The organism is Phycicoccus jejuensis, from assembly GCF_044797865.1.
GTDB lineage: Bacteria > Actinomycetota > Actinomycetes > Actinomycetales > Dermatophilaceae > Phycicoccus > Phycicoccus jejuensis.
Genome location: NZ_CP085209.1, coordinates 1,677,492 through 1,696,762, shown reverse-complemented (window position 1 = coordinate 1,696,762; position 19,271 = coordinate 1,677,492). Strand labels below are relative to the sequence as shown.

The 19,271-nt window shown below is 76.9% G+C and carries 17 protein-coding genes; 4 read left to right on the top strand and 13 right to left on the bottom strand.

Features of this window, described 5'->3' with window-relative positions:
* Position 1: 1 nt before the first annotated feature.
* The 3 genes from LG324_RS07970 to LG324_RS07960 are packed head-to-tail and all read right to left on the bottom strand — an operon-like array spanning position 2 to position 4,897.
* Positions 2-1,474, bottom strand: coding sequence for a DUF5719 family protein (locus tag LG324_RS07970; protein WP_404352858.1), 1,473 nt, complete (start codon positions 1,472-1,474; stop codon positions 2-4).
* A complete protein-coding gene (locus tag LG324_RS07965; protein ID WP_404352857.1) occupies positions 1,471-4,563 on the bottom strand; it encodes a hypothetical protein in 3,093 nt (1,030 codons plus the stop codon). Before LG324_RS07965 ends, LG324_RS07970 begins: the two co-directional genes overlap by 4 nt.
* Before the next feature lie 58 nt (positions 4,564-4,621).
* Positions 4,622-4,897, bottom strand: a complete 276-nt coding sequence (locus tag LG324_RS07960; protein ID WP_030527629.1) for a WhiB family transcriptional regulator — start codon at positions 4,895-4,897, stop codon at positions 4,622-4,624.
* 247 nt (positions 4,898-5,144) lie between these two features.
* Here LG324_RS07960 and cofD point away from each other — a divergent pair, with 247 nt between their 5' ends.
* Positions 5,145-6,119, top strand: coding sequence for a 2-phospho-L-lactate transferase (gene cofD, locus LG324_RS07955; protein ID WP_404352856.1), 975 nt, complete (start codon positions 5,145-5,147; stop codon positions 6,117-6,119).
* Positions 6,116-7,171, top strand: coding sequence for a coenzyme F420-0:L-glutamate ligase (gene cofE, locus LG324_RS07950; protein ID WP_404352855.1), 1,056 nt, complete (start codon positions 6,116-6,118; stop codon positions 7,169-7,171). Before cofD ends, cofE begins: the two co-directional genes overlap by 4 nt.
* 15 nt (positions 7,172-7,186) lie before the next feature.
* Here the strand turns inward: cofE and LG324_RS07945 are convergent, their stop codons facing one another.
* From LG324_RS07945 to LG324_RS07910, 8 genes are all read right to left on the bottom strand, one after another.
* Entirely contained in the window at positions 7,187-8,122 is a 936-nt protein-coding gene (locus LG324_RS07945) for a DNA-3-methyladenine glycosylase (RefSeq protein WP_207022668.1), read from the bottom strand.
* Positions 8,122-8,928 carry a class I SAM-dependent methyltransferase gene (locus LG324_RS07940; RefSeq protein ID WP_207022667.1) on the bottom strand — a complete coding sequence of 269 codons (807 nt, stop codon included), beginning with the start codon at positions 8,926-8,928 and terminating at the stop codon, positions 8,122-8,124. The genes LG324_RS07945 and LG324_RS07940 overlap by 1 nt, the downstream gene beginning before the upstream one ends.
* Entirely contained in the window at positions 8,925-9,860 is a 936-nt protein-coding gene (locus tag LG324_RS07935) for a lysylphosphatidylglycerol synthase domain-containing protein (protein ID WP_404352854.1), read from the bottom strand. Before LG324_RS07935 ends, LG324_RS07940 begins: the two co-directional genes overlap by 4 nt.
* A 4-nt stretch (positions 9,861-9,864) precedes the next feature.
* Positions 9,865-11,733, bottom strand: a complete 1,869-nt coding sequence (locus tag LG324_RS07930) for a glycosyltransferase (protein ID WP_404352852.1) — start codon at positions 11,731-11,733, stop codon at positions 9,865-9,867.
* 1 nt (position 11,734) lies between these two features.
* The gene (locus LG324_RS07925; protein WP_404352851.1) at positions 11,735-12,811 is read right to left on the bottom strand and encodes a glycosyltransferase family 2 protein; all 1,077 of its coding nucleotides are present in this window, start codon (positions 12,809-12,811) and stop codon (positions 11,735-11,737) included.
* 71 nt (positions 12,812-12,882) lie between these two features.
* Positions 12,883-13,869: a DNA topoisomerase IB gene (locus tag LG324_RS07920; protein WP_242525770.1), complete on the bottom strand. Its 987-nt coding sequence runs from the start codon at positions 13,867-13,869 to the stop codon at positions 12,883-12,885.
* Between the two features lie 77 nt (positions 13,870-13,946).
* Positions 13,947-14,672, bottom strand: a complete 726-nt coding sequence (locus LG324_RS07915) for a hypothetical protein (protein ID WP_404352850.1) — start codon at positions 14,670-14,672, stop codon at positions 13,947-13,949.
* On the bottom strand, positions 14,669-15,025 hold the full coding sequence (locus LG324_RS07910; RefSeq protein ID WP_404352849.1) for a PadR family transcriptional regulator: 357 nt from the start codon (positions 15,023-15,025) through the stop codon (positions 14,669-14,671). The genes LG324_RS07915 and LG324_RS07910 overlap by 4 nt, the downstream gene beginning before the upstream one ends.
* Before the next feature lie 211 nt (positions 15,026-15,236).
* Here LG324_RS07910 and LG324_RS07905 point away from each other — a divergent pair, with 211 nt between their 5' ends.
* Positions 15,237-16,031 carry an inositol monophosphatase family protein gene (locus LG324_RS07905; RefSeq protein WP_404352848.1) on the top strand — a complete coding sequence of 265 codons (795 nt, stop codon included), beginning with the start codon at positions 15,237-15,239 and terminating at the stop codon, positions 16,029-16,031.
* A gap of 37 nt (positions 16,032-16,068) precedes the next feature.
* Here the strand turns inward: LG324_RS07905 and LG324_RS07900 are convergent, their stop codons facing one another.
* On the bottom strand, positions 16,069-18,096 hold the full coding sequence (locus LG324_RS07900) for a hypothetical protein (protein WP_404352846.1): 2,028 nt from the start codon (positions 18,094-18,096) through the stop codon (positions 16,069-16,071).
* Complete coding sequence (locus LG324_RS07895) at positions 18,093-18,497, bottom strand: adenylyltransferase/cytidyltransferase family protein (RefSeq protein WP_030527642.1); 405 nt, start codon at positions 18,495-18,497, stop codon at positions 18,093-18,095. The genes LG324_RS07900 and LG324_RS07895 overlap by 4 nt, the downstream gene beginning before the upstream one ends.
* A gap of 44 nt (positions 18,498-18,541) precedes the next feature.
* Here LG324_RS07895 and LG324_RS07890 point away from each other — a divergent pair, with 44 nt between their 5' ends.
* Positions 18,542-19,270, top strand: a complete 729-nt coding sequence (locus tag LG324_RS07890; protein WP_404352845.1) for a TIGR03089 family protein — start codon at positions 18,542-18,544, stop codon at positions 19,268-19,270.
* The last annotated feature ends 1 nt before the right edge of the window (position 19,271 follow it).

Here is a 19,271-nt window from a genome sequence, read left to right as displayed (position 1 = left end):
GTCAGGGCAGCGGGAAGGCGCGGCTGACGGGTGAGGTGACGTCGGTCGGCGCCAGGGGCACCTCCGAGAGCAGCTGCTGGGCGGAGGAGCCGGAGGTCGACACCACGCCGCCGCGCAGCGCCCCCGACCCGTCCGTCCGCTCGACCCAGACCGACGCGGCGCCGGCGAGGTCGACGTCGGCGGACCGGTCGGCGAGGAGCGAGACGGTCCGGGTGCGCGACTCGCCGTCGACGACGACGGTGACGTCGGCGGTGCTCGCGCCGCCGGTGCTCACGAGGTGCAGGGTGCGGGACACCCCGGGCGTCGGCGGCAGGGCCAGGCCCGCGACCTCGTCGACGACCGGCCCCGAGACCGCCCAGCCGATGTCGCCGGCGCCCTCCGGGTCCCCGACCCGGGTGAGCACCCCGGCGACGACCGGCACGTCGGAGCGGACGACCACCGCGTACGTGCCCGCCGGCACCGCCGGCAGGGGCAGCTCGGCCACGCCCTCGGCGCCGACGGTGAGGACGGTGTCGGCGCTCGTCGTCACGGGCCCGTCACGGCCGAGGAGGGTGACGCTGGCCACCGCCTCGTCCCCGCCGGGGGTGGCGACGCGCAGCGTGGCCCGGCCCCCGAGCAGCGCGGCGGGCACGACCTGCACGGTCGAGGGGTCGGCCGTCGGCACGGTGGTCTCGGCGCCGAGCGGGGTCGTCCCCTCGATCCACGTGTCGGACAGGAAGGCCGTGAGCCCGCCACCGTCGGCGACGACGTGCACGGCGGGGGTCTTCTCGTCCGCGGCGACGGCGTCGAGGAGGAGGGTCGTGCGACCGCCCGGGGGCACCGTCTCGGTGCGTGCCGGGCCGACCGGCCCCTCGGCGCCGTGGACGGTGACGTCGGCGGTCACGGGGTTGCCGCCGGGGTTGGCGAGGACGAGCCGCTCGAGGCGCCCGGGTCCGGCGCCGCCGCCGAGCAGCCAGAGGTCCGTGGCGGCGGTGCGGCACGGCGTGGTCACCAGGCCGCGCAGGTCGGCGCTGGTGCTCGACCACTCCTGCGTCGCGGTGACCGCCGGCGCGAGCGAGCCCTGGGCCCGCAGGGCCACGGGACCGCTGCGGGGCAGGGCGCCGGTGCTGCGCGAGGAGCGTCCCGAGAGGGTCGCGATCGGGACCGACCCGCCGGTCGCGCGGGCGCTGCCGGCCCCGGTCGCGGGCACGGGCAGCAGCTCGGCCGGTCCCGCGACGGCGCTCACGCGGCCCGCGGGGCGGACGTCGGCGACGCCGGCGACGCCGGTCAGCTCGGGCCCGGGGCACATCGCGTCGACGCTCGTCGCGAGGCTGGTCGGGGCGACGGGGGCCTCGGCGACCCCGCTGGCCTGCGCGAGGTCGAGGGTGTACGGACGCGCCGTGGCGCCCCACACGAGGCCGGCCGCGGCGCCGGCCGCGAGCAGGACGCGCACGGTGCCGGGGACGGCGGGGCGCAGCGCCGAGAGGCGGCTCATCGCTCCCCCACCCGGCTCTCGCGCCGGCCGAAGGGCACGGCGAGGAAGGCGAGCACGGCGACCGCGAGCAGCTGCCCGAGGTGCCACCAGCGCTGCGGGTCGGTGAGGGTGATGGTCAGCTCCCCGCGGCCGGCCGGCAGCTCGTAGGTGGGGGTCGGCTCGCCGTCGACCGCGGTGAGGACGCGGCCGTCGACCTCGACGACCGCGTGCTCGGCCCAGCCGGTCGGCTCGGCGACGACGAGGCGGCTGCCCTTCGGGGCGTCGAGCGCCGTCACGGTCGCGCCGTGGGCGCCGGTGGCGACGACGAGGCGGACGTCGTCGGGGGTCTCCATCCGCAGCCGCGGCGACGCGACGAGCGCCTCCGAGTCGGTGCCGGAGGGGCTGAGCCGCCACAGCTCCCAGCCCGCCCGCGGCGAGATCCGCTGGAGGCCGTCGGTGGCGTCGAGGCGGCGCACGACCTCCGGGACCTGCTCGCCCCGGACCGCGAGGAGGTCGGCCGCGGTGTCGCGGACGAGGGCCTCGCTGCCGGGGACGGCCCCGAGGAGGGCGGTGACGTCGCCGGAGACGGCGGCGTCGGCGGAGGAGGCGACGGGCAGGCCGCGCACGAGCGTGGCGTCCTCACGGCCGACGAAGCGGTAGCCGGCCCCGCGGTTGCCCGGCACGACGAAGAGCGAGCGGGTCGCGAAGGCTCCCTCGGACTGGTCGACGGCCACGGCGGGGCGGGGGTCGCTCCACGGGCCGAGGAGGCGCCCCAGCCCGCCGGCGACGATCCCACCGGCCAGGAGCGCGACCGTCGCGACGCCGGCCCCGAGGACCGTCCAGGCCCCGGCCCGGCGCGCACCCTGCAGGCCGCGCAGCGGCAGGCCGTCGAGGCCGCGGACGAGCGCGAGGACCAGCACGAGCACGAGCGGCAGCAGCAGCGTCCCGGCCCACGGGGTGATGGGCTGCCCCGCGGCCGGCAGCCCGGCGGGGACCGTGCCCAGCCGCACCCGGGGCGCGGCGAGGGCCACCGCGAGCAGCAGCGGGACGAGCACCGCGAGCGTGGCGGCGCCACCGCGGCGGCGCCGGCCGGCCCCGAGGGCGAGCACCGCGACGGCGACGAAGGGGGCGGCCGTCCACCACAGGGGGGCGCCGGCGCCGCCGGCGTCGAGCAGGGCGGTGCGCCACGCGGGGAGCGGCTCCCCGCCCCACGCGGCGAGCCCGGAGCCGGCGACGACGGCCGGCCACGAGACGGCGCCGGCCGCGGCCACCCACGGCGCGAGCACCGCCGCCGGGACGAGTGCCGTGACGAGCGCCGCGGTGCGCGAGCCCCGGCGCACGAGCGCGAGGACGAGCGCGGCAAGCACCCCGAGCGCGGCGAGCACCGGCGCGAACGCGCCGAGGACGACGAGCGCGAGCGCCGTGGCGAAGGCGCTGGTGGCGGTGGCGCGGCGGGCGGCGAGCAGGGCCAGCCCACCGGCGACCGCCGGGAGGAGGACGAGGGCGACGGCGGCGCCGAGCCGGCCCTGGGCGACGCCCGCCGCGGCCGGGCCGGAGGTGGCCCAGGCCAGCGCGCCGAGGGTCCGCAGCCAGCGCCGGGAGGTGACCGGGCGCAGCATCAGGTAGGCGGAGAGGGCGCCGAGCGGCATCGCGAGGAGCAGGACGAGGCCGACGACGAGCCCGGCCGGCGAGGCGGGCACGGGGACCATCGGCAGGTGCGCGACGAGCCACGCGGGCCCGGCGAGCAGCGCCGCGGCCGGGCCGGCCTGCTCGGGGCCGCCGAGGCCGCTGCCGCTCCAGCCGTCGCGCCAGGAGTGCCACAGGCCGGCGGCGGTCGCCCGGGCGCCGACGAGCTCGCCACCGGACAGCCCGGAGCCCAGGCCGGTGACGACGCCGAGACCGAGGGTGCGCCCGGCCGCCACGGTGACGGCCAGTGCGGCGAGGACGGCGACGACGGCCGGGTGGCGCAGGACGCGGACCAGCCACGAGCGGGGGTTGAGGTCGGCGGCGGCGTCCCCGATGGGGGCCTGTGGCGGGAGCAGCGCGTGGTGGACGCTGTCGCCCCACGAGGTGAGGACGGCCCGCCGCGGCTCGAAGACCGCGGCGAGGTCGCGGCGCCGGACCGCGGCGCGGTGGCGGGTGCGCCACTTCGAGCGCAGGCCGCGCACCGGGTCGAGCGAGGTGAGGGCGCCGAGCTCGGCCCACGCGCTGCGCGGCCGCTTGAGGAGCAGCAGCCCGACGGCGGCGACGACGGAGGTCAGGGCCACCCAGACGACGAGGACCGGCGACCACCACCAGGGCGCGCGGGCCAGCGCGACGCGGCGGGCGGCGCGGCGGCGGGCGGCGGTGGAGGCGGTGGCGACCGCGACGCCGGGGGCCGAGCGCATCCGGGAGGAGGGGACGACGACGACCCGGCGGCCGCTCAGCTGGGCGCGCCAGCCGAGGTCGAGGTCGGCCCCGACGTCACCGAACGAGGTCTCCCAGCCGCGCAGGTCGACGAGGAGCTCGCGCTCGACGAGGGATCCGGCGAACGGGACGGCGAGGACGTCGCTCGTCGTGTCGTACTGTCCCTGGTCGGGCTCGCCGGGCAGCGGGCGCGCGAGCAGGCGCCCGCCGCGGGTCGTGCGGATGGACAGCGCGCGCAGGCGGTGCGGCGCCTCGGCGTCGACGTGCTTGGGACCGACGATGCCGGTCGAGGGCGAGCGGCGCCAGGCGTCGACGAGGCGGACGAGGGCCGCGGGCTCGGGGGTGGTCCCCACCGGCAGCAGCCAGAGCAGGTGCGAGCGGTCGCCGAGGGTGTCGAGGACGGCGCGGTGCACGACCCGGCGCACGGGCGCCCGGCCGTCGGCGGCGACGACCCGGACCGCGACGTCGTGGCGCGAGCGCAGCCGGTCGACGAGGGAGGTCACCGTCACGTCGCCGACGCCGTCGGGGTCGGGGACCGCGGCACCGCCCGTGCGGTCGACGAGGAGGACGTCGTCCGGGCGCTGGGTCTGCGCGAGGAGGGCGTCGAGGAGGCGGCCGAGACCCGAGGGGTCGCGGTGGGTCACGACGACCGCCGTGACGACGGGGCGCACCGCACCGGCGCCGGCGGGCGGGGCGGTGTCCACGGGACGGGGTGGGGCGAGCGTCATCCGAGCGGGGCCTGCGACGAGGGGAGACCCCTCGTCAGACGGCGCGCTTCTTCAGCTTGCGGCGTTCGCGCTCGGACAGGCCGCCCCAGATGCCGAAGCGCTCGTCGTTGCCGAGCGCGTACTCGAGGCACTCGGAGCGCACCTCGCACGAGACGCAGACCTTCTTGGCCTCGCGGGTGGAGCCGCCCTTCTCGGGGAAGAACGCCTCGGGGTCGGTCTGGGCGCAGAGCGACCGCTCCTGCCACGACAGGGCCCCCTCGTCCGGCTCCGGTGAGCCGAGCATCCCCTCGACCAGAAAGAGCTCGTGCATCATGCTTCCTCCTCGACCTCGACCCGTGCACCCCGGCCGGTCACCCCGGAGTACATGCATGGAATTACACGCGTGTCATGCCACGCACGTCAAGCCAAACGGTGTTATCGAGTGGATTTCCCGTGATCCGGTGCCTGTGGTACGGGACTGACGCGGCGAAAGGCGCGTGACGTCCGCGACCGCCCCGTGCACGACCGGTCGTGGTCCGCCGCCGGTCCGGCGGCGACGGGCTGAGAGACTGGCGCCCATGCGCATCACGGCTCTCGCCGGTGGCGTCGGCGGGGCCCGGTTCGTCCGGGGCCTGCGGCACCACCTCGACACCACCCCCGGCCTCGAGGACACCGAGGTCACCGTCGTCGCCAACACCGGGGACGACATCACCCTCTTCGGGCTGCGGGTCTCCCCCGACGTCGACACCCTCCTCTACACGCTCGGCGGCGGCATCGACGAGGCGCAGGGGTGGGGACGCGCCGACGAGAGCCACCGCGTGCAGTCCGAGCTCGCCGCCTACGGTGCGCAGCCGCAGTGGTTCGCGCTCGGCGACCGCGACTTCGGGACGCACGTCGTCCGCTCGCAGTGGCTGGGCCAGGGCCTGAGCCTGTCCGAGGTCACCGCGCGGCTCGCCGCGCGCTGGGGGCTGCCCGAGCAGCGCATCACGCTCCTGCCGATGACCGACACCCCGGTCGAGACGCACGTCGTCGTCGACGAGGGAGACGGCGAGCGCGCGATCCACTTCCAGGAGTGGTGGGTCCGCCACCAGGCGTCGGTGCCGGCGCGCCGCTTCGTCGTCGCGGGGCTGGACCGCGCCGCGGCCGCGCCGGGGGTCCTCGCTGCCATCCGGCAGGCCGACGTCGTGCTCCTGCCGCCGAGCAACCCCGTGGTCTCGATCGGCATCGTCCTCGGCGTGCCCGGTGTGCGGGACGCCCTGCGCGGCACCACCGCCCCCGTCGTCGGCGTCTCGCCGCTCATCTCCGGCCGCCCCGTGCGGGGTCACGCCGACGCGTGCCTCGAGGCCATCGGCGTGCCGGCCAACGCCGCGGCCGTCGGCGGCCTCTACGAGGACTTCCTCGACGCCTGGCTCGTCGACCCCGCCGACGCCGGCACCACGCTGGCCCGTGCGCGGGTCGAGGTCTTCGACGGGCCGCTCCTCATGTCCGACGTCGACGCGACGGCGCGCATCGCGGCGCACGCGCTGCGGCTCGCGTCCTCGGTCACGGCGTGAGCGAGGGGGCCGTCGAGGTCCACCCGCTCGCCGGACTGCCCGAGGTCCGGGCGGGTGACGACCTCGCGGCGCTGCTCCTCGCGGCGCTCGAGGCGTCCGGGCTGGTGCTGTCGGACGGTGACTGCCTCGTCGTCTCGAGCAAGGTCGTCTCCAAGGCCAGTGGGATGACGTGGCCCGGTGAGCGGGCCGACGCGGTCGCCGCGCACACCCGGCGGGTCGTCGCCGAGCGGGCCGGGGCCACCGGGGTCACCCGCGTCGTCGAGTCCGCGGCCGGGCCGGTCATGGCGGCGGCCGGGGTGGACGCCTCCAACACCGGGCCGACCGGTGCGGTGCTGCTGCTCCCGGAGCAGCCGGACGCCGAGGCGACCCGGCTCCGCGACGCGCTGCTCGCGGCGGCCGGTGGCACCCTCCCCCGGCGCGCGCTGGGGATCGTCCTGTCCGACACCGCCGGTCGCCCGTGGCGCGCCGGCCAGACGGACTTCGCGCTCGGCGCGGCCGGCCTCGCCGTCCTCGACGACCTGCGCGGCAGGGTCGACCACGACGGCCGCCCCCTCGCCGTCACGGCCCGCGCGGTGGCCGACGAGGTCGCCGCGGCCGCGGACCTCGTCAAGGGCAAGGCCGACGGCGTGCCCGCGGCGCTCGTGCGCGGCCTCCCGGCGTTGTGGTTCGCCGCGCCGGCCGACGGCGCTGCGGCACTCGTCCGCACCGGCCCGGGCGACTGGTTCGCCCTCGGCCACGTCGAGGCCGTGCGGGCCGCGCTGGGGGTCGCCCCCGGGTCGCGCGACTCCACGGACGTCGGGCTGCGCTCCGTCGCACCGGAGCCTCTCGCCGACCGGGTCGGTCGCGTCGTGGCGCTCGCGCTGCACGACGTCGAGGACGGCTCGGCCGACGTCGACGTCACCGACGAGGCCGCAGAGCTCGTCCTCGCCGCGCCCGACCCCTACGACCTCGGCCGGCTGGTCACCCGCGCGCAGGTCGCCGCGGCGAGCGAGGACCTGCACGCCGAGGTCGTCGCCCGCGGCCCGTCCTCGACCACCCTGCGCCTCACCTGACGACGCCCGCCCCGCTCAGCGGCCCCTGGTGGGCAGGTGGGTCGGCAGCGTCATCCGCGGCCCGCGGCGCGGCCGGTGGTGGCCGCCGAGCTCGAGGAGGCGCTGGACCCGGTAGCGGTGCCCGCGCCACGGCTCGAGCAGCTCGGCGAGGGCGTCGTCGTCCTGCGGGGTGCCGGTCAGCGCCCAGGTCATGTCCTTGGCGACGTGGTAGTCGCCGAAGCTCACCTCGTCCGGCAGGCCGAGCGCCCGCTGCGCGACCTCGGCCCACGTCCACCGGCCGATGCCCGGCAGCGCCGTGATGCGGGCGCGCGCCGCCTCGACCGGCATCCCGACGCACTCCTCGAGCCGGCCGGCGTAGCGGACGGCCGCCGAGACCGTCCGCGAGCGCTGGGGGTCGACGCCGGCGGCCAGCCACTCCCACGACGGCACCGACGCCCAGCCGGCCGGCGTGGGGGCGACGGCCAGGCCCAGCTCCTCACCCGGGCCGGGCGCGGGCTCACCGAAGCGGCGGACCAGCCGGCGGTACCCCGCGAAGGCCTCCTTGCCGGTGACCTTCTGCTCGATGACCGACGGCACGAGGTTCTGCACGACCAGGCCCGAGCGGGGCACGCGCCACCCGGGGCGGCGACGCCACTCCTGCGCGACGAGCGGGTGGAGCGAGGCGTCGAAGCCCGCCACGTCGTCGTCCTCGCCGAGCAGCGCCGGCACCTGCTCGAGCATCCAGCCCGCGCCGCTCCCCCACGCCCGCGCGGTGACCTCGTCGGACGCGCCGCCGGGAGCGGTGAGCCGCAGCGTGACCGGGCCGTCGGGGGTGCGCCAGGCGAACCACCAGCCACCGTCGTCGCGACGGCTCGTGGGGTCGCCCCCACCGCGCCGGAAGATGCCGACGACCGCACCGAGCGGCACCGGCCGTGCGGTGCGCACGACCCGGAGCGCGCCCTCGGCGGACATCAGCCCACGTGGCGCGGCGCCACGCGCAGCGGGGGTCCGGCCGGCCGCGCGGCGCCCTTGAAGGCCGCCCAGACGTACGTGGGGACCAGCGGAAGGGCGGCGGCGAGGACAGGCTCGGGCACACGAGCGGCCCATCCGGGCACGTTGTCGCCGGCGGAGAAGGCAGCGGGATCGGCGAGGACCGGCAGCGTGTAGTCCCAGACGTCGTAGGCCGCGAAGAGGCGGCGCAGCCCGGCCGGCGAGTAGTAGTGCTCGTAGTACGTCTCGCCCTTGCCGGTGAGGCGCATGTAGCGGTCGGCGGCCCGCTGCGGCAGCCACGAGAGGAACGGCAGCCGGTGGTGCGGCTCGACGACCTGCCAGCGGTGCCCGATGCCGAGGTAGAGCAGCCCGCCGGGACGCAGCACGCGGTGGATGTCGGCGACGACCGCCTCGGGGTCGACGACGTGCTCGTAGATGTGGTTGAGGACGACGACGTCGACCGAGCCGTCGTCGAACGGCAGGTCCTCGCCGCGCGCGAGGCGGAAGTCGACGCGCTCGCCGAAGCGGGCGCGCGCCTTCTCGAGGCCGGGCTCGTCGATGTCGACGCCGCTCGTCGTGGCGCCGGCCAGCGCGAGCTCGTCGGCGATGAAGCCGGCCGAGCAGCCGACGTCGACGGCGCTCAGGCCCTCGAGCGTGTCGACCCCGAGGGCGTGCCGGACGACGGCGATCAGCTTGGCCGCCTTCTGGCGGCGCGCCTGCTCGTCGAGCATCTTCGCCATGGACTCCGAGTAGGCGAGCTGCTCCTCGCGCTCCGGTCGCTCGCTCATCCCGCAGATCCTAGGAGGTGCTGCCGACGTCCCCACGCCCAGCCGCCGCCCGCGACGAGGAGGTCGGCCACGATGGCGAGGAAGCGAGCCACGACGACGACCGCCGTCGCGGCCGACAGGGGCATGAAGGTGACGAGGAGGAGGGCCAGCACACCGTCGCGCACCCCGACCCCCGCCGGGACGAGCACGGACAGCTGGCCGGCGGCCGACGCGAGGGCGAAGCCGCACACGCCGGCGACGGCGAGGTCGGTGAGCGAGGCCGCGGGCTGGAGGGAGCGGACGAGCACCGCGACCCCGACGCCGGCCGAGACCCACGCGCCCGTGAACCACGCGGCCGTGGCGAGGACGGCCCGGCCCCCGAGCCCGTGCTCGAGCGGTTCGCGGCGCAGCACCCGCAGGCCGAGCGCGACCATCGCGTTGAGCAGGCGCGGCCAGAACAGCACGGCGCCGACGACCACCGCCGCGACGACGACCCAGGCCGTGACGGGCGAGCTGCCGCGCGCGAGCAGGCGCGGCAGGGCGACCACCCCGAGGAGGCTGCCGCAGAGGATGGCCAGCCCGATGGAGAGCAGGCCGGTGACGGCCATCCGGCGGCGCGGCACCCCGAGCCTGGCCCCCATCTCGGCCTGCGCGAGGACGGTCCACACCGACCCCGGCACGTACTTGCCGAGCTGGCCGACGAAGAAGACGCTCGCCGCCGGGGCGAGCGGCAGCCGCGTGCCGAGGTCGGCGAGGAGGATGCGCCAGCCGACGAGCGTGCACAGCGGCGCCCCGAGCGTGAGGACGAGCGCGAGCACGATGGCGGGTGCGCTCATCCGGCCGAGCTCGCGGGAGACCTCGTCCCAGCTGCCGGCCAGCGCCCAGACGACGGCGGCGAGGACGAGGACGAGCAGGCCGTAGCGGACGACGACGAGGACGCGAGCGCGGTTCACGGGGTCACTTCCGCCGGAAGGTCAGGCGCAGCACCGCGTAGGCGGGAGCCCCGTTGTCGCCGAACGCGACCCGTGCGTCGCGCATCTGCGAGAGCACCTCGCCGTCGGCGTCGCCGACGAGGGCCAGGCCGAGGTCGTCGGCGCGCGCGACGATGCCGCGCACGTCGGCCGCGCGCACCGCGAAGTCGGGGTCGTCGTCCCCGATGGGCAGCGTGAGCAGCAGGAGCCCGCCGGAGCGCAGCGACCACGACGCCTGCCCGACGACGTGCTGGACGTCGTCGGCGGTGCAGCCCCCGGGGTGCAGGCGGGCCACGACGTCGAGGCTCGCGGTGTCGACGTCGAGCGCCTCGACGGCCGCGCGCCGCCCGGTGAGCTCGAGCTCGACCGGGGCGAAGCCGAGCGCCCGCGCCCAGCGCGAGAACGGGCTCGACGAGCCGGACTCGTCGACGATGACGGCCGTGCGCGAGCGGTCGTCGAGGACCCGCACGAGCGAGGCGACGGCGCCGAGGGCGGCCCACGCGGCGACGGGGTCCTTGGCGCGCGGCAGCCCGAGCTCGCGGGCCACCTCCGCGGCCCGGACGGCGTCGGCGTCGACGGCGAGGAGGTCGGTGGCGCGGACGTCCTCGGGGAGGTCGAGCGGCCCGATGGTCAGGACCGGCTGCCGACGGGCGCGCAGGCCGGCGACGGCGGCCTTCGCCCGGGCGACCGGACCGACGGGGACGACGGACGGCTCGGGCTCGTCGACGGGGACGGCCGGCGGCGCGGCGAGCGCCTCGAGGGCTCCGACGTAGTGCGCCCAGGGGCCGGACAGGTCGGGCTCGCGGACGGCGTCGGCGAGCCGGTCGGCGGTGCCCGGCTCGGCGAGCGTGCGCAGCGCCGCCACGAGCGCCTCGCGGTCCGCCGGCGGCACGAGGAGGCCGTCGACCCCGTCGCGCACCTGCGCCGGGAAGGTGCCGACGCTCGTCGCGAGCACCGGCCGGCCGTGGCGGCGGGCCAGGAGGACGTTCTGCGAGGCCGTCGCCGACCGGTAGGGCAGGACGACGACGTCGTGGCGGGCCATCAGGCCGGCGATGCGGTCGGCCGGCACGTAGCCGCCGTGGACCTCGACGCGGCCGCGCAGCCGGGGGTCCGCCGCGAGCTCGCGCACGCGGCGGCCGGCATCCCCCCAGAGCTCGCCGGCGACGGTCAGCGTCGGGCCGTCGACCTCGCGCAGCGCCTCGAGGAGCAGGTCGATGCCCTTGTAGTCGCGGACGATGCCGAGCGAGAGCAGGCGCACGGGTCCGTCGTGCTCCGGGCGGGGCTCGGGCGGGCCGCCGGGCAGGTGCGGCGGCAGGTCGACCTCGCGGACGCGGGGCGCGCCGAGCTCGGCCGCGAGGGCCGCCTGCTCGTCGGAGTGCACGAGCACCGCGTCGGCGCGGCGCAGGAGGGAGCCGACGAGCGGCCGGTCCCCCGGCCCCGGCTCGTGCGGCAGGACGTTGTGCGCGACGACCACGACGCGCGGGCCGCGACCGCTCCCGGCGCCCGCGGCGCGCAGGAGGGCGAGGTGCGCGGGCACGACCGCCGGCACGACGTGGACGACGACGACGACGTCGACGTCGCGCAGCCGGTGCCCGGCGCGCAGCCAGGTGTCGGGGCGGGCCCACGACAGGACGCGCAGCGTCCGCGGGAAGGGCTCGACGTCCGGGGCGCCGCCGGGGACGGCCTGCTCGCCCGGGTAGAGGAACGCCGGGTAGAGGTGGCTCCACGACACGAGGGTGACCTCGTGCCCGGCGTCCGCGAGCTCGTGGGCGAGGCTCGTCGTGTGCGCCGCGACACCGCCCTTGAACGGGTGCGTCGGCCCGACGAGGGCGACCCGCAGCGCGCTGTCCGACACCTCAGACACCGTCGCGCGAGCGCACGACGAGGTCGGAGAGCAGGGCCAGGGAGGCGATCATGATGCCGCTGACGACGAGCAGCACCGTGCTCGCCGGGAAGTAGAACGGGTGGCGCACCATGTCGACGACGGCCTTGACGAGACCGAGCGCCACCATCCACAGGGCCGGCGGCATGAGGACCTTGAGCGGGTCGAAGTACATGACCATCCGCAGCACCTGGAGGATGTAGCGGTAGGCGTCGCCGACGAAGTGGAACTTGCTGACGCCGGCGCGCTTGGCGTAGCTCGTCTCGACGTACTTGATGTCGTGCTGGTTGGACAGGAACGCGATGGTGATCGTCGTGACGCACGAGAAGCCGGCCGGCAGCAGGCGCAGGTAGGGCAGCGAGACCTCGCGGCGGAACGCGCGCAGGCCCGAGTTGAGGTCGGGGATGCGGGTCTTGGTCAGCCACTCGGCGATCTTGCGGATGAGCCACTTCGCGGGCACGCGGGCCCACTTGTGCGTGCCCTCCTCGGTCGTGCGCGCGCCGACGACCTGGTCGTAGGTCGGGTCGTCGCGCAGGATCCGCACGAGCTCGGGGATGCGCTCGTTCTCGTAGGTCATGTCGGCGTCGGTCCACACGACGATCTCGCCACGGGCCTGCTGGGTGCCGATGCGCCGCGCGGTGCCGGAGCCGCCGTTGCGCCGGAAGGGCAGGACACGGATGTGGGGGTAGCGCCGCTGGGCCCCGCGCAGCACCTCGAGGGTGTCGTCGGTGCTCGCGTCGTCGATGCAGAGGATCTCGTAGGTGTGCTCGGAGTCCTCGAGCACGGCGGAGATGCGGTCGATCTCCTTCAGGACGTGCGCGCCCTCGTTGTAGCAGGGCAGGACGACCGTGACGTACGGCGCCGGGCCGGGGCCGTCGGGCCCGTCCTCGATGACGTAGCCGCCGCTGGTCCGGGTGGCCCGGCCGCCGGCCGCGGGGTCGTTGCCGCGGCCGGCCATCTCACCGGTGCGGACGTCGATCTGCTCGGTGGGGGCCGCGTGGAGGACGTCGTGGGTGGGGTCGCCCTCGGGCGCCGCGGGGTGCTCGTTCATCGCCCGCGAGCCTACCGGCGCGGTGCGGCTGCGTTCGTCCCGCCGCTCCCGGGGGTGCGCCGCGGGGCGGGTCAGGCGCCGTCGATGAGGCGAGCGACGGCCTTCTCGATCGCCGCCTGCCGCTTGGCGTCGTCCGGGTAGGAGCGCCGCAGCGTCCCCGCGATCGTCACGCCGTCCTCGTACTGGTCGATGACGCGCGGGTCGATGTAGGACTTGCGGGCGATCGTCGGGGTGTTGCCGAGGTAGGCCGACACCTCCTCGACGGCGGCCTTGACCGCGCGCCGGCGGGAGGCGGCGGTGTCGCCCTTCTCCGGCGACTCGGCGAGCGCGACGGCGGCGAGCACGGTCGCGTGCCAGGTGCGGAAGTCCTTGGCGGTCAGGTCCTCGGCGACCATCGTCGAGATGTACTCGTTGACCGCCGACGCCTGCAGGTCGGCCCACTTCGCCTCGCCGCGGTAGGCGAGCAGCCGCTTGGAGCCGCCGCGCCGCTTGCGCATGTAGTTGAGCGACTCGATGACCTGGGGGTCGCTCACCGAGATCGAGTGCTCGATGCCCGACTTCCCGACGAAGCTGAAGACGAGGTCCGAGCCGCGGCGGCGCACGTGCCGGCGCTCGAGCGTCGTCAGCCCGAAGGAGCCGTTGGCGTCGGTGTAGGCGTCGGAGCCGATCCGGAAGTAACCGAGGTCGAGCAGCCGCGTGGCCGTCGCCGCGGCGCGCGCCAGGGGCATCCCCTCGGCGGCGAGGTCACCGACGATCGACTCGCGCGCCTTGGCCAGCCGGGTGCCGGCGACCTTGACGCGGTCGAACTTCAGCTCGTCGCGGGCGGTGCGCCAGTCCGGGTGGTAGAGGTACTGGCGCCGGCCCGCGGCATCCGTGCCGACCGCCTGGATGTGGCCGTTCTCGCGGGGGCAGATCCACACGTCCTGCCACGCCGGCGGGATGGCGAGGGCCCGGATGCGCTCGACCGACTCCTTGGGCAGCGGCTCCCCCGCGGCGTCGCGGTAGGAGAAGCCCTTGCCCGCCCGCTTGCGCGTCCACCCCGCCGACCGCGGGGACACCCGCCGCAACCTCGCCATGGCGCGACCCTACCCACGCGAGGCCCGCCCCACGCGCGTGACCTGCGCGGACGCGCCACTCAGCCGAGGAGGCGCACCAGCAGCACCGGCACGCACGCGACGAGCGCGAACACCGGCAGCACGAGGAGCCCGAGGAGCCGCCCGCCACCACCGCTCGCCCGCTCGCCGGGCGCGGTGACGAGGTCGGCGGGGGCGCGGGCGAGCAGCACCGACCCGGCGAGCACCGCGGCCGCCCCGGCCCCGAGGACGAGGGGCGCGGGCACCCGCACGAGGACCTGCGGGAGCAGCAGCACGAGCCCGGCTCCGAGGGCCACGAGGGCCGGCGCGAGCAGGAAGGACACCCACCGGCGGCGGACGAGCAGCGCGAGCAGCGGCGCACCCGGCAGCACGAGGCCCGCGAGCGCCCCGCCCAGCAGCACGGCGGCGAGCACCCCGCCGAGCGTCACGGTGACGCGCGTGCCGTCGAGCACGGCCCCGAGCGCCGCCGGTACCAGCACGACCCCGACCAGGGCGAGCACGGCCATCGCGACCGTCGAGCGGTCGACCGCGGCGGCCGGGCCACCCCCCGGCGCGAGCGAGCGGGCGTACTCGCGGGGGTCGCCGAAGGCCTCGTCGACCGCCTCGCCCGACTCCCGCAGGTGCGTGTCGAGGACGACGAGGTGCTCGCCGATCTCGTCACCCGGGACGCCGAGCAGCCGCAGCTCGACGACGAAGGCGTCGACCCAGGCCGGGTCCGCCGCCGTGGCGAGCTCGCGGGGGTGGCGGGTGGACGGGGACTCGCTCATCGGGGTGTCCTCTCGGAGGCGGTGGACGGGGACAGCACGACGCCGGTGGTGCGGCAGAAGGCGGCCCACCGCTCGCCCTGCTCGGCCAGGTGGCGGCGACCGGTGGCGGTGAGGCGAAAGACCTTGCGGCCGGGGCCGGCGGTGCCGGGCTCCCACTCGCCCTCCACCCAGCCGGCGTCCTGCAGCCGGCCGAGCAGCGGGTAGAGCGTCCCCCCGCGCACGTCGCCCAGCCCGCGCTCGGCCAGCCGCTGCGCGACCGCGTAGCCGTGGGCGGGCGCGTCGTCGAGCACCCCGAGGACGGCGAGCCCGAGCACGGCCCGCAGCCACTCGGTGGGCCACTCCTCCGTCGTCATGACTACATCGTGGCACTACCTAGATGGTCTGTCTACCTACCTCGACCGACGATCTGGTGGACGGCCGGCCGGGCGGGTCCGAGACCCCGGTTCGTCCGCGAGACCCCGGAACCGAGCCGGGGTCTCGCGGACATTTCGGGGTGACCCCGAAAAGTTGAGGGGGGTGGGGTCGTTTTGGCCGGCGTCGGTCCCGTGTGGAACCGTGGCCCCCATGTCCGGCCTCTCGACCGACGCCGTCGCCGACCTCCTGCGCGAGGTCGCCGCGGAGGTCATCACGCCCCGGTTCCGCTCGCTCGGCGAGGGCGAGGTGATGGAGAAGAACCCCGGCGACCTCGTCACCGTCGCCGACCGCGAGGCCGAGGTGGTCATCTCCGCCCGCCTGCGCGAGGCCTACCCCGACGCCGTCGTGCTCGGCGAGGAGGCCTTCGCCGCCGACCACGCGCTGATGGACCGCTACCTCGGGGCCGAGCACGCCTTCACCGTCGACCCGGTCGACGGCACGAAGAACTTCGTCCACGGCTCCCCCGACCACGCCGTCATGATCGCCGAGACGATCGGCGGCGAGACCGTCCGGGCGTGGATCCACCAGCCCGAGCACGGCCGGACCTGGGTCGCCGAGAAGGGTGCCGGCACCTTCCGCGACGGCGAGCGGATGACCTGCACGCCCGTCCCCGAGGACCGCGCCCCGCAGGGGGTCACCTCGATGTGGAGCCTGCGCGACCACGCGTTCGACGGCCTGCCGAGGATGCGGCTGTCGTGGGTGTGCTGCGGCGTCGACTACACCCGGCTCGTCGAGGGCGCGACCGACTACATCGTCTACTCGCGCTCCAACCCCTGGGACCACGCCCCGGGCACGCTGCTCGTCACCGAGGCCGGCGGCTCGGTCGTCCACCCCGACGGCACCCCGTACGGCCCGCGCTCCCTTCTGCCCGGGCTCGTCGTCGCCGTCGACCCGCACACCTGCGGCGCGGTGCGGCGCCGCGCGGCGGAGCACTTCACCCGCTGACCCACCGCCGCCGGCCGCGGCCGGTGGCGAAGGGCGCTCAGCGCAGCGGCACCTCGGCCACCGAGACCCGGACCCCACCGAGGTCGGTGCGTCGCGGCGGGCGGTCGAGCGCGTGCTCCTCCTCCGGGAAGCGCAGGTCCGCCACCGAGCGCGGCGTGAGACCGAGCTCCTCGATGGCCTCGGGGCCGTCGGCGGCGAGCAGCACGAGCCGGTGCCCGCTCGAGGACGCCCCGCGCGCGAGCTCCTGGACGAGCACCGCGAGGCGCTGCGGGTCCTGGCGCACCGGGGTCGCCGCGACGAAGAACGGGCGGCCGCACATCCCGCGCACGGTCTGCGGCCACTCCGAGGAGGCCCGGCCGTCGATGCCGAGCACGACGTCGTCGGGGCCCAGCGCCGCGCAGACGCGGTCGGCCGCCTCGAGCGACCCGCGCTCGACCCCGACCCCGCGGAACGGCCACGTCGCGAGCACGGCCGGCACCCCGAGCGCGAGCACGGTCGCCACCGCCACCACCGGTGTCCCCCAAGGGCGCCCGGACGACACCAGCCGCCGCGCCGCCCACGCGGCCGCCACGACGACGAGCACGACGACGAACGGCAGCATGATGAGCAGCCGCCGGTCGGCCCACGGGTGGTCCGGGGTGATGCCCGGGCGCAGCAGCGTGAGGACGGTCGAGCCCGCGGCCATGACGAGGACGGGCGCCCACGGCTCGAGCCGCCCCTCGCCGAGCGAGCGCAGCGCGCGGCGCAGCAGCACGGCCAGCGCGACGAGCGCGACGACGAGCGCGACCCAGCCGACGTACCAGGAGAGCCAGTCGACGGTGTGCTCGGCGTAGGTGCGGCCGCCGTCGACGGGCAGGCCCTGGCGGCGCTGCATCCCGGCGACGTAGCGGGCCCCGGGGTCGTTCGGGTCCTGGCGCACGGTCATCCACCACGGGCGGGTCCACAGGCCGACCCCGACGACGACGGTGAGCGCGCCGACGACGTCCGGCAGCCGGCGGACGACCCCGCCCGGCAGCCGGCGCCCGCGCCGCCACAGCACCAGGCCCCCGACGGAGGCGACGAGGACGAGGGCGGCCATCGCGACGAGCGGCAGCAGGCTCGCGTGGATGTCACCGAGGTAGCGGTAGGACAGCAGCACCGCGAGGCCCCAGGCGACGACGCTCGAGGCCGCGAGCCCCGTGACGAACGGACGCACCCAGCGGTGGCCGAGGGCGGCGCCGACCGCGAGGAAGGGCAGGAGCAGGAGGACCTCGCGCAGCGCGTCGACCCGCGCCAGGGCCGTGCCGCCGACGAGGACCCCGGCGACGAGCGCGAGCCGCCGGGTGCCGGGCACGTCGCGACCGACCGCGAGGGTCAGGGCGAGCAGCCCGCCGACGAGGGTCAGCAGGGCCAGCTGCTCGGAGTACGTGCCACGGGCGACGTTGAGGACCGGGAAGAGCACGGCCGTGAGGCCGGCGGCGGCGACGCCCCACCACGGTCCGGCCAGGTGCCCCGCGAACAGCCCGAGGACGAGGAGGACCAGCGCCATGACGACCGCCGGGAGCAGCTGGGCGAGCGGGGGCCCGCCGGCCCACACGCCGTAGCCGTAGACGACGGCCGGGGCCATGAGGAACTGCGGCTGGACGGCGGGGTCGTCGGCGGACCCCACCTGGTAGAACGCGGCGCTGGCGACCGTGACGTCACCGTCCTCGAGGGGCCGCGGCCCGCCGATGACCGAGGGGTCGACGGGGACGACCCGCTCCCCCGTCGCCGCCAGGCTGACCGCCGCCTGGAGGTTGCTCGCGGCGTCACGGCGCGGCAGGACGTGCTCGGAGTGGGTGACGCCGGCGTAGACCGCGAAGCCGAGCACGAGCGCGACGAGCGCGAGGCCCGGTGCGGCCGCGGTCCGGACGGCCGGGAGGCCGCGGACGGCCCACCACGCCCCGACCGCGGCGAGCACCGCGACCGGCCAGCCCAGCCAGGGCGACCAGACGCCCACCGCGGCGGCCACGCCGCCCACCGTCGTGACGACGACGACCCAGAGGGCCGCGCCCAGGCCGGTGGCGGTGAGGCCGCGGCCGGTCACGACCCGAGGCCGGAGATGTGCTCGATGATGCCCGTCGTCGACACCGAGGGGGTGCGCGGCAGGTAGACGACCTCGCACACGTCCGACACCCAGTCGAACTTGCCCGCCCAGTCGTCGCCCATGACGAGCACGTCGGCGCCGTGCTCGACGACGTAGTCGCGCTTGGCCTCGAGCGACTCCTCGACGAACACCGCGTCGACGACGCGCAGCGAGCGCACGATCTCCATCCGCTCGTCCTGCGTGTAGACCGGGGGCCGACCCTTCTTGGCGACGTTGAGCGCGTCGGCGGAGACCCCGACGACGAGCCGGTCGCCGAGGGCGGCGGCGCGCTCGAGCACCCGGACGTGGCCGACGTGGAAGACGTCGAAGGTCCCGAACGTGATGACGGTGCGCCCACTCATGGTCGCCGAGCCTAGTCGGTGAGGCCCTTGCTACCGTCCGGGGGATGGCCCCCGCGCGCACCCCCGCAGCCCTCCTCGCCGGCCTCGTGGCGGCCGACCCGGGACGCCCCCGGGTCACCGTCTACGACGACACGGACGGCCCGACCGCGGGTGAGCGCGTCGAGCTCTCGGCACGCGTCCTCGCCAACTGGGTCGCCAAGGCCGGCAACCTGCTCCAGGACGAGCTCGACGCCGGGCCGGGCAGCGTCGTCCGCCTCGCCCTCCCGCCGCACTGGCGCACGCTGTACTGGGCGCTGGCCGCCTGGTCGGTCGGGGCCTGCGTCGAGGTGGCGCGTCCGGGCGACGACGGGCACGGCGCCGACGTCGTCGTCACCGACGACCCCGCCCGCGGCGGCGGCGCCGAGCACCTCGTCGTCGTCACCCTCGCGGCCCTGGCCCGGGCCGCCGCGGTCGAGGTGCCGGGCGGCGCCGTCGACGAGGCGCGCGACCTCGCCACGCACGGCGACGTCCTCGTCGCCCTGGACGAGCCCGACCCCGCGGACCCGGCCCTGCGGGACGGCGCCGACGTCCTCGCCTACGCCGAGGTCGTCCCCGCCGCCGGCGACGGGACGGGCGGCCGGGTGCACACGCAGACCACCGACACCGGTGAGCTGCTGCGGCTCGCGCTCGCGGCGTGGGCCGGTGACGGCTCGCTCGTGCTGACCCGGGGCACCCCCGGGCCGGGCACCCGCGCGGCACGCCTCGCGAGCGAGGGCGTCACGCGGGAGGCCTGAG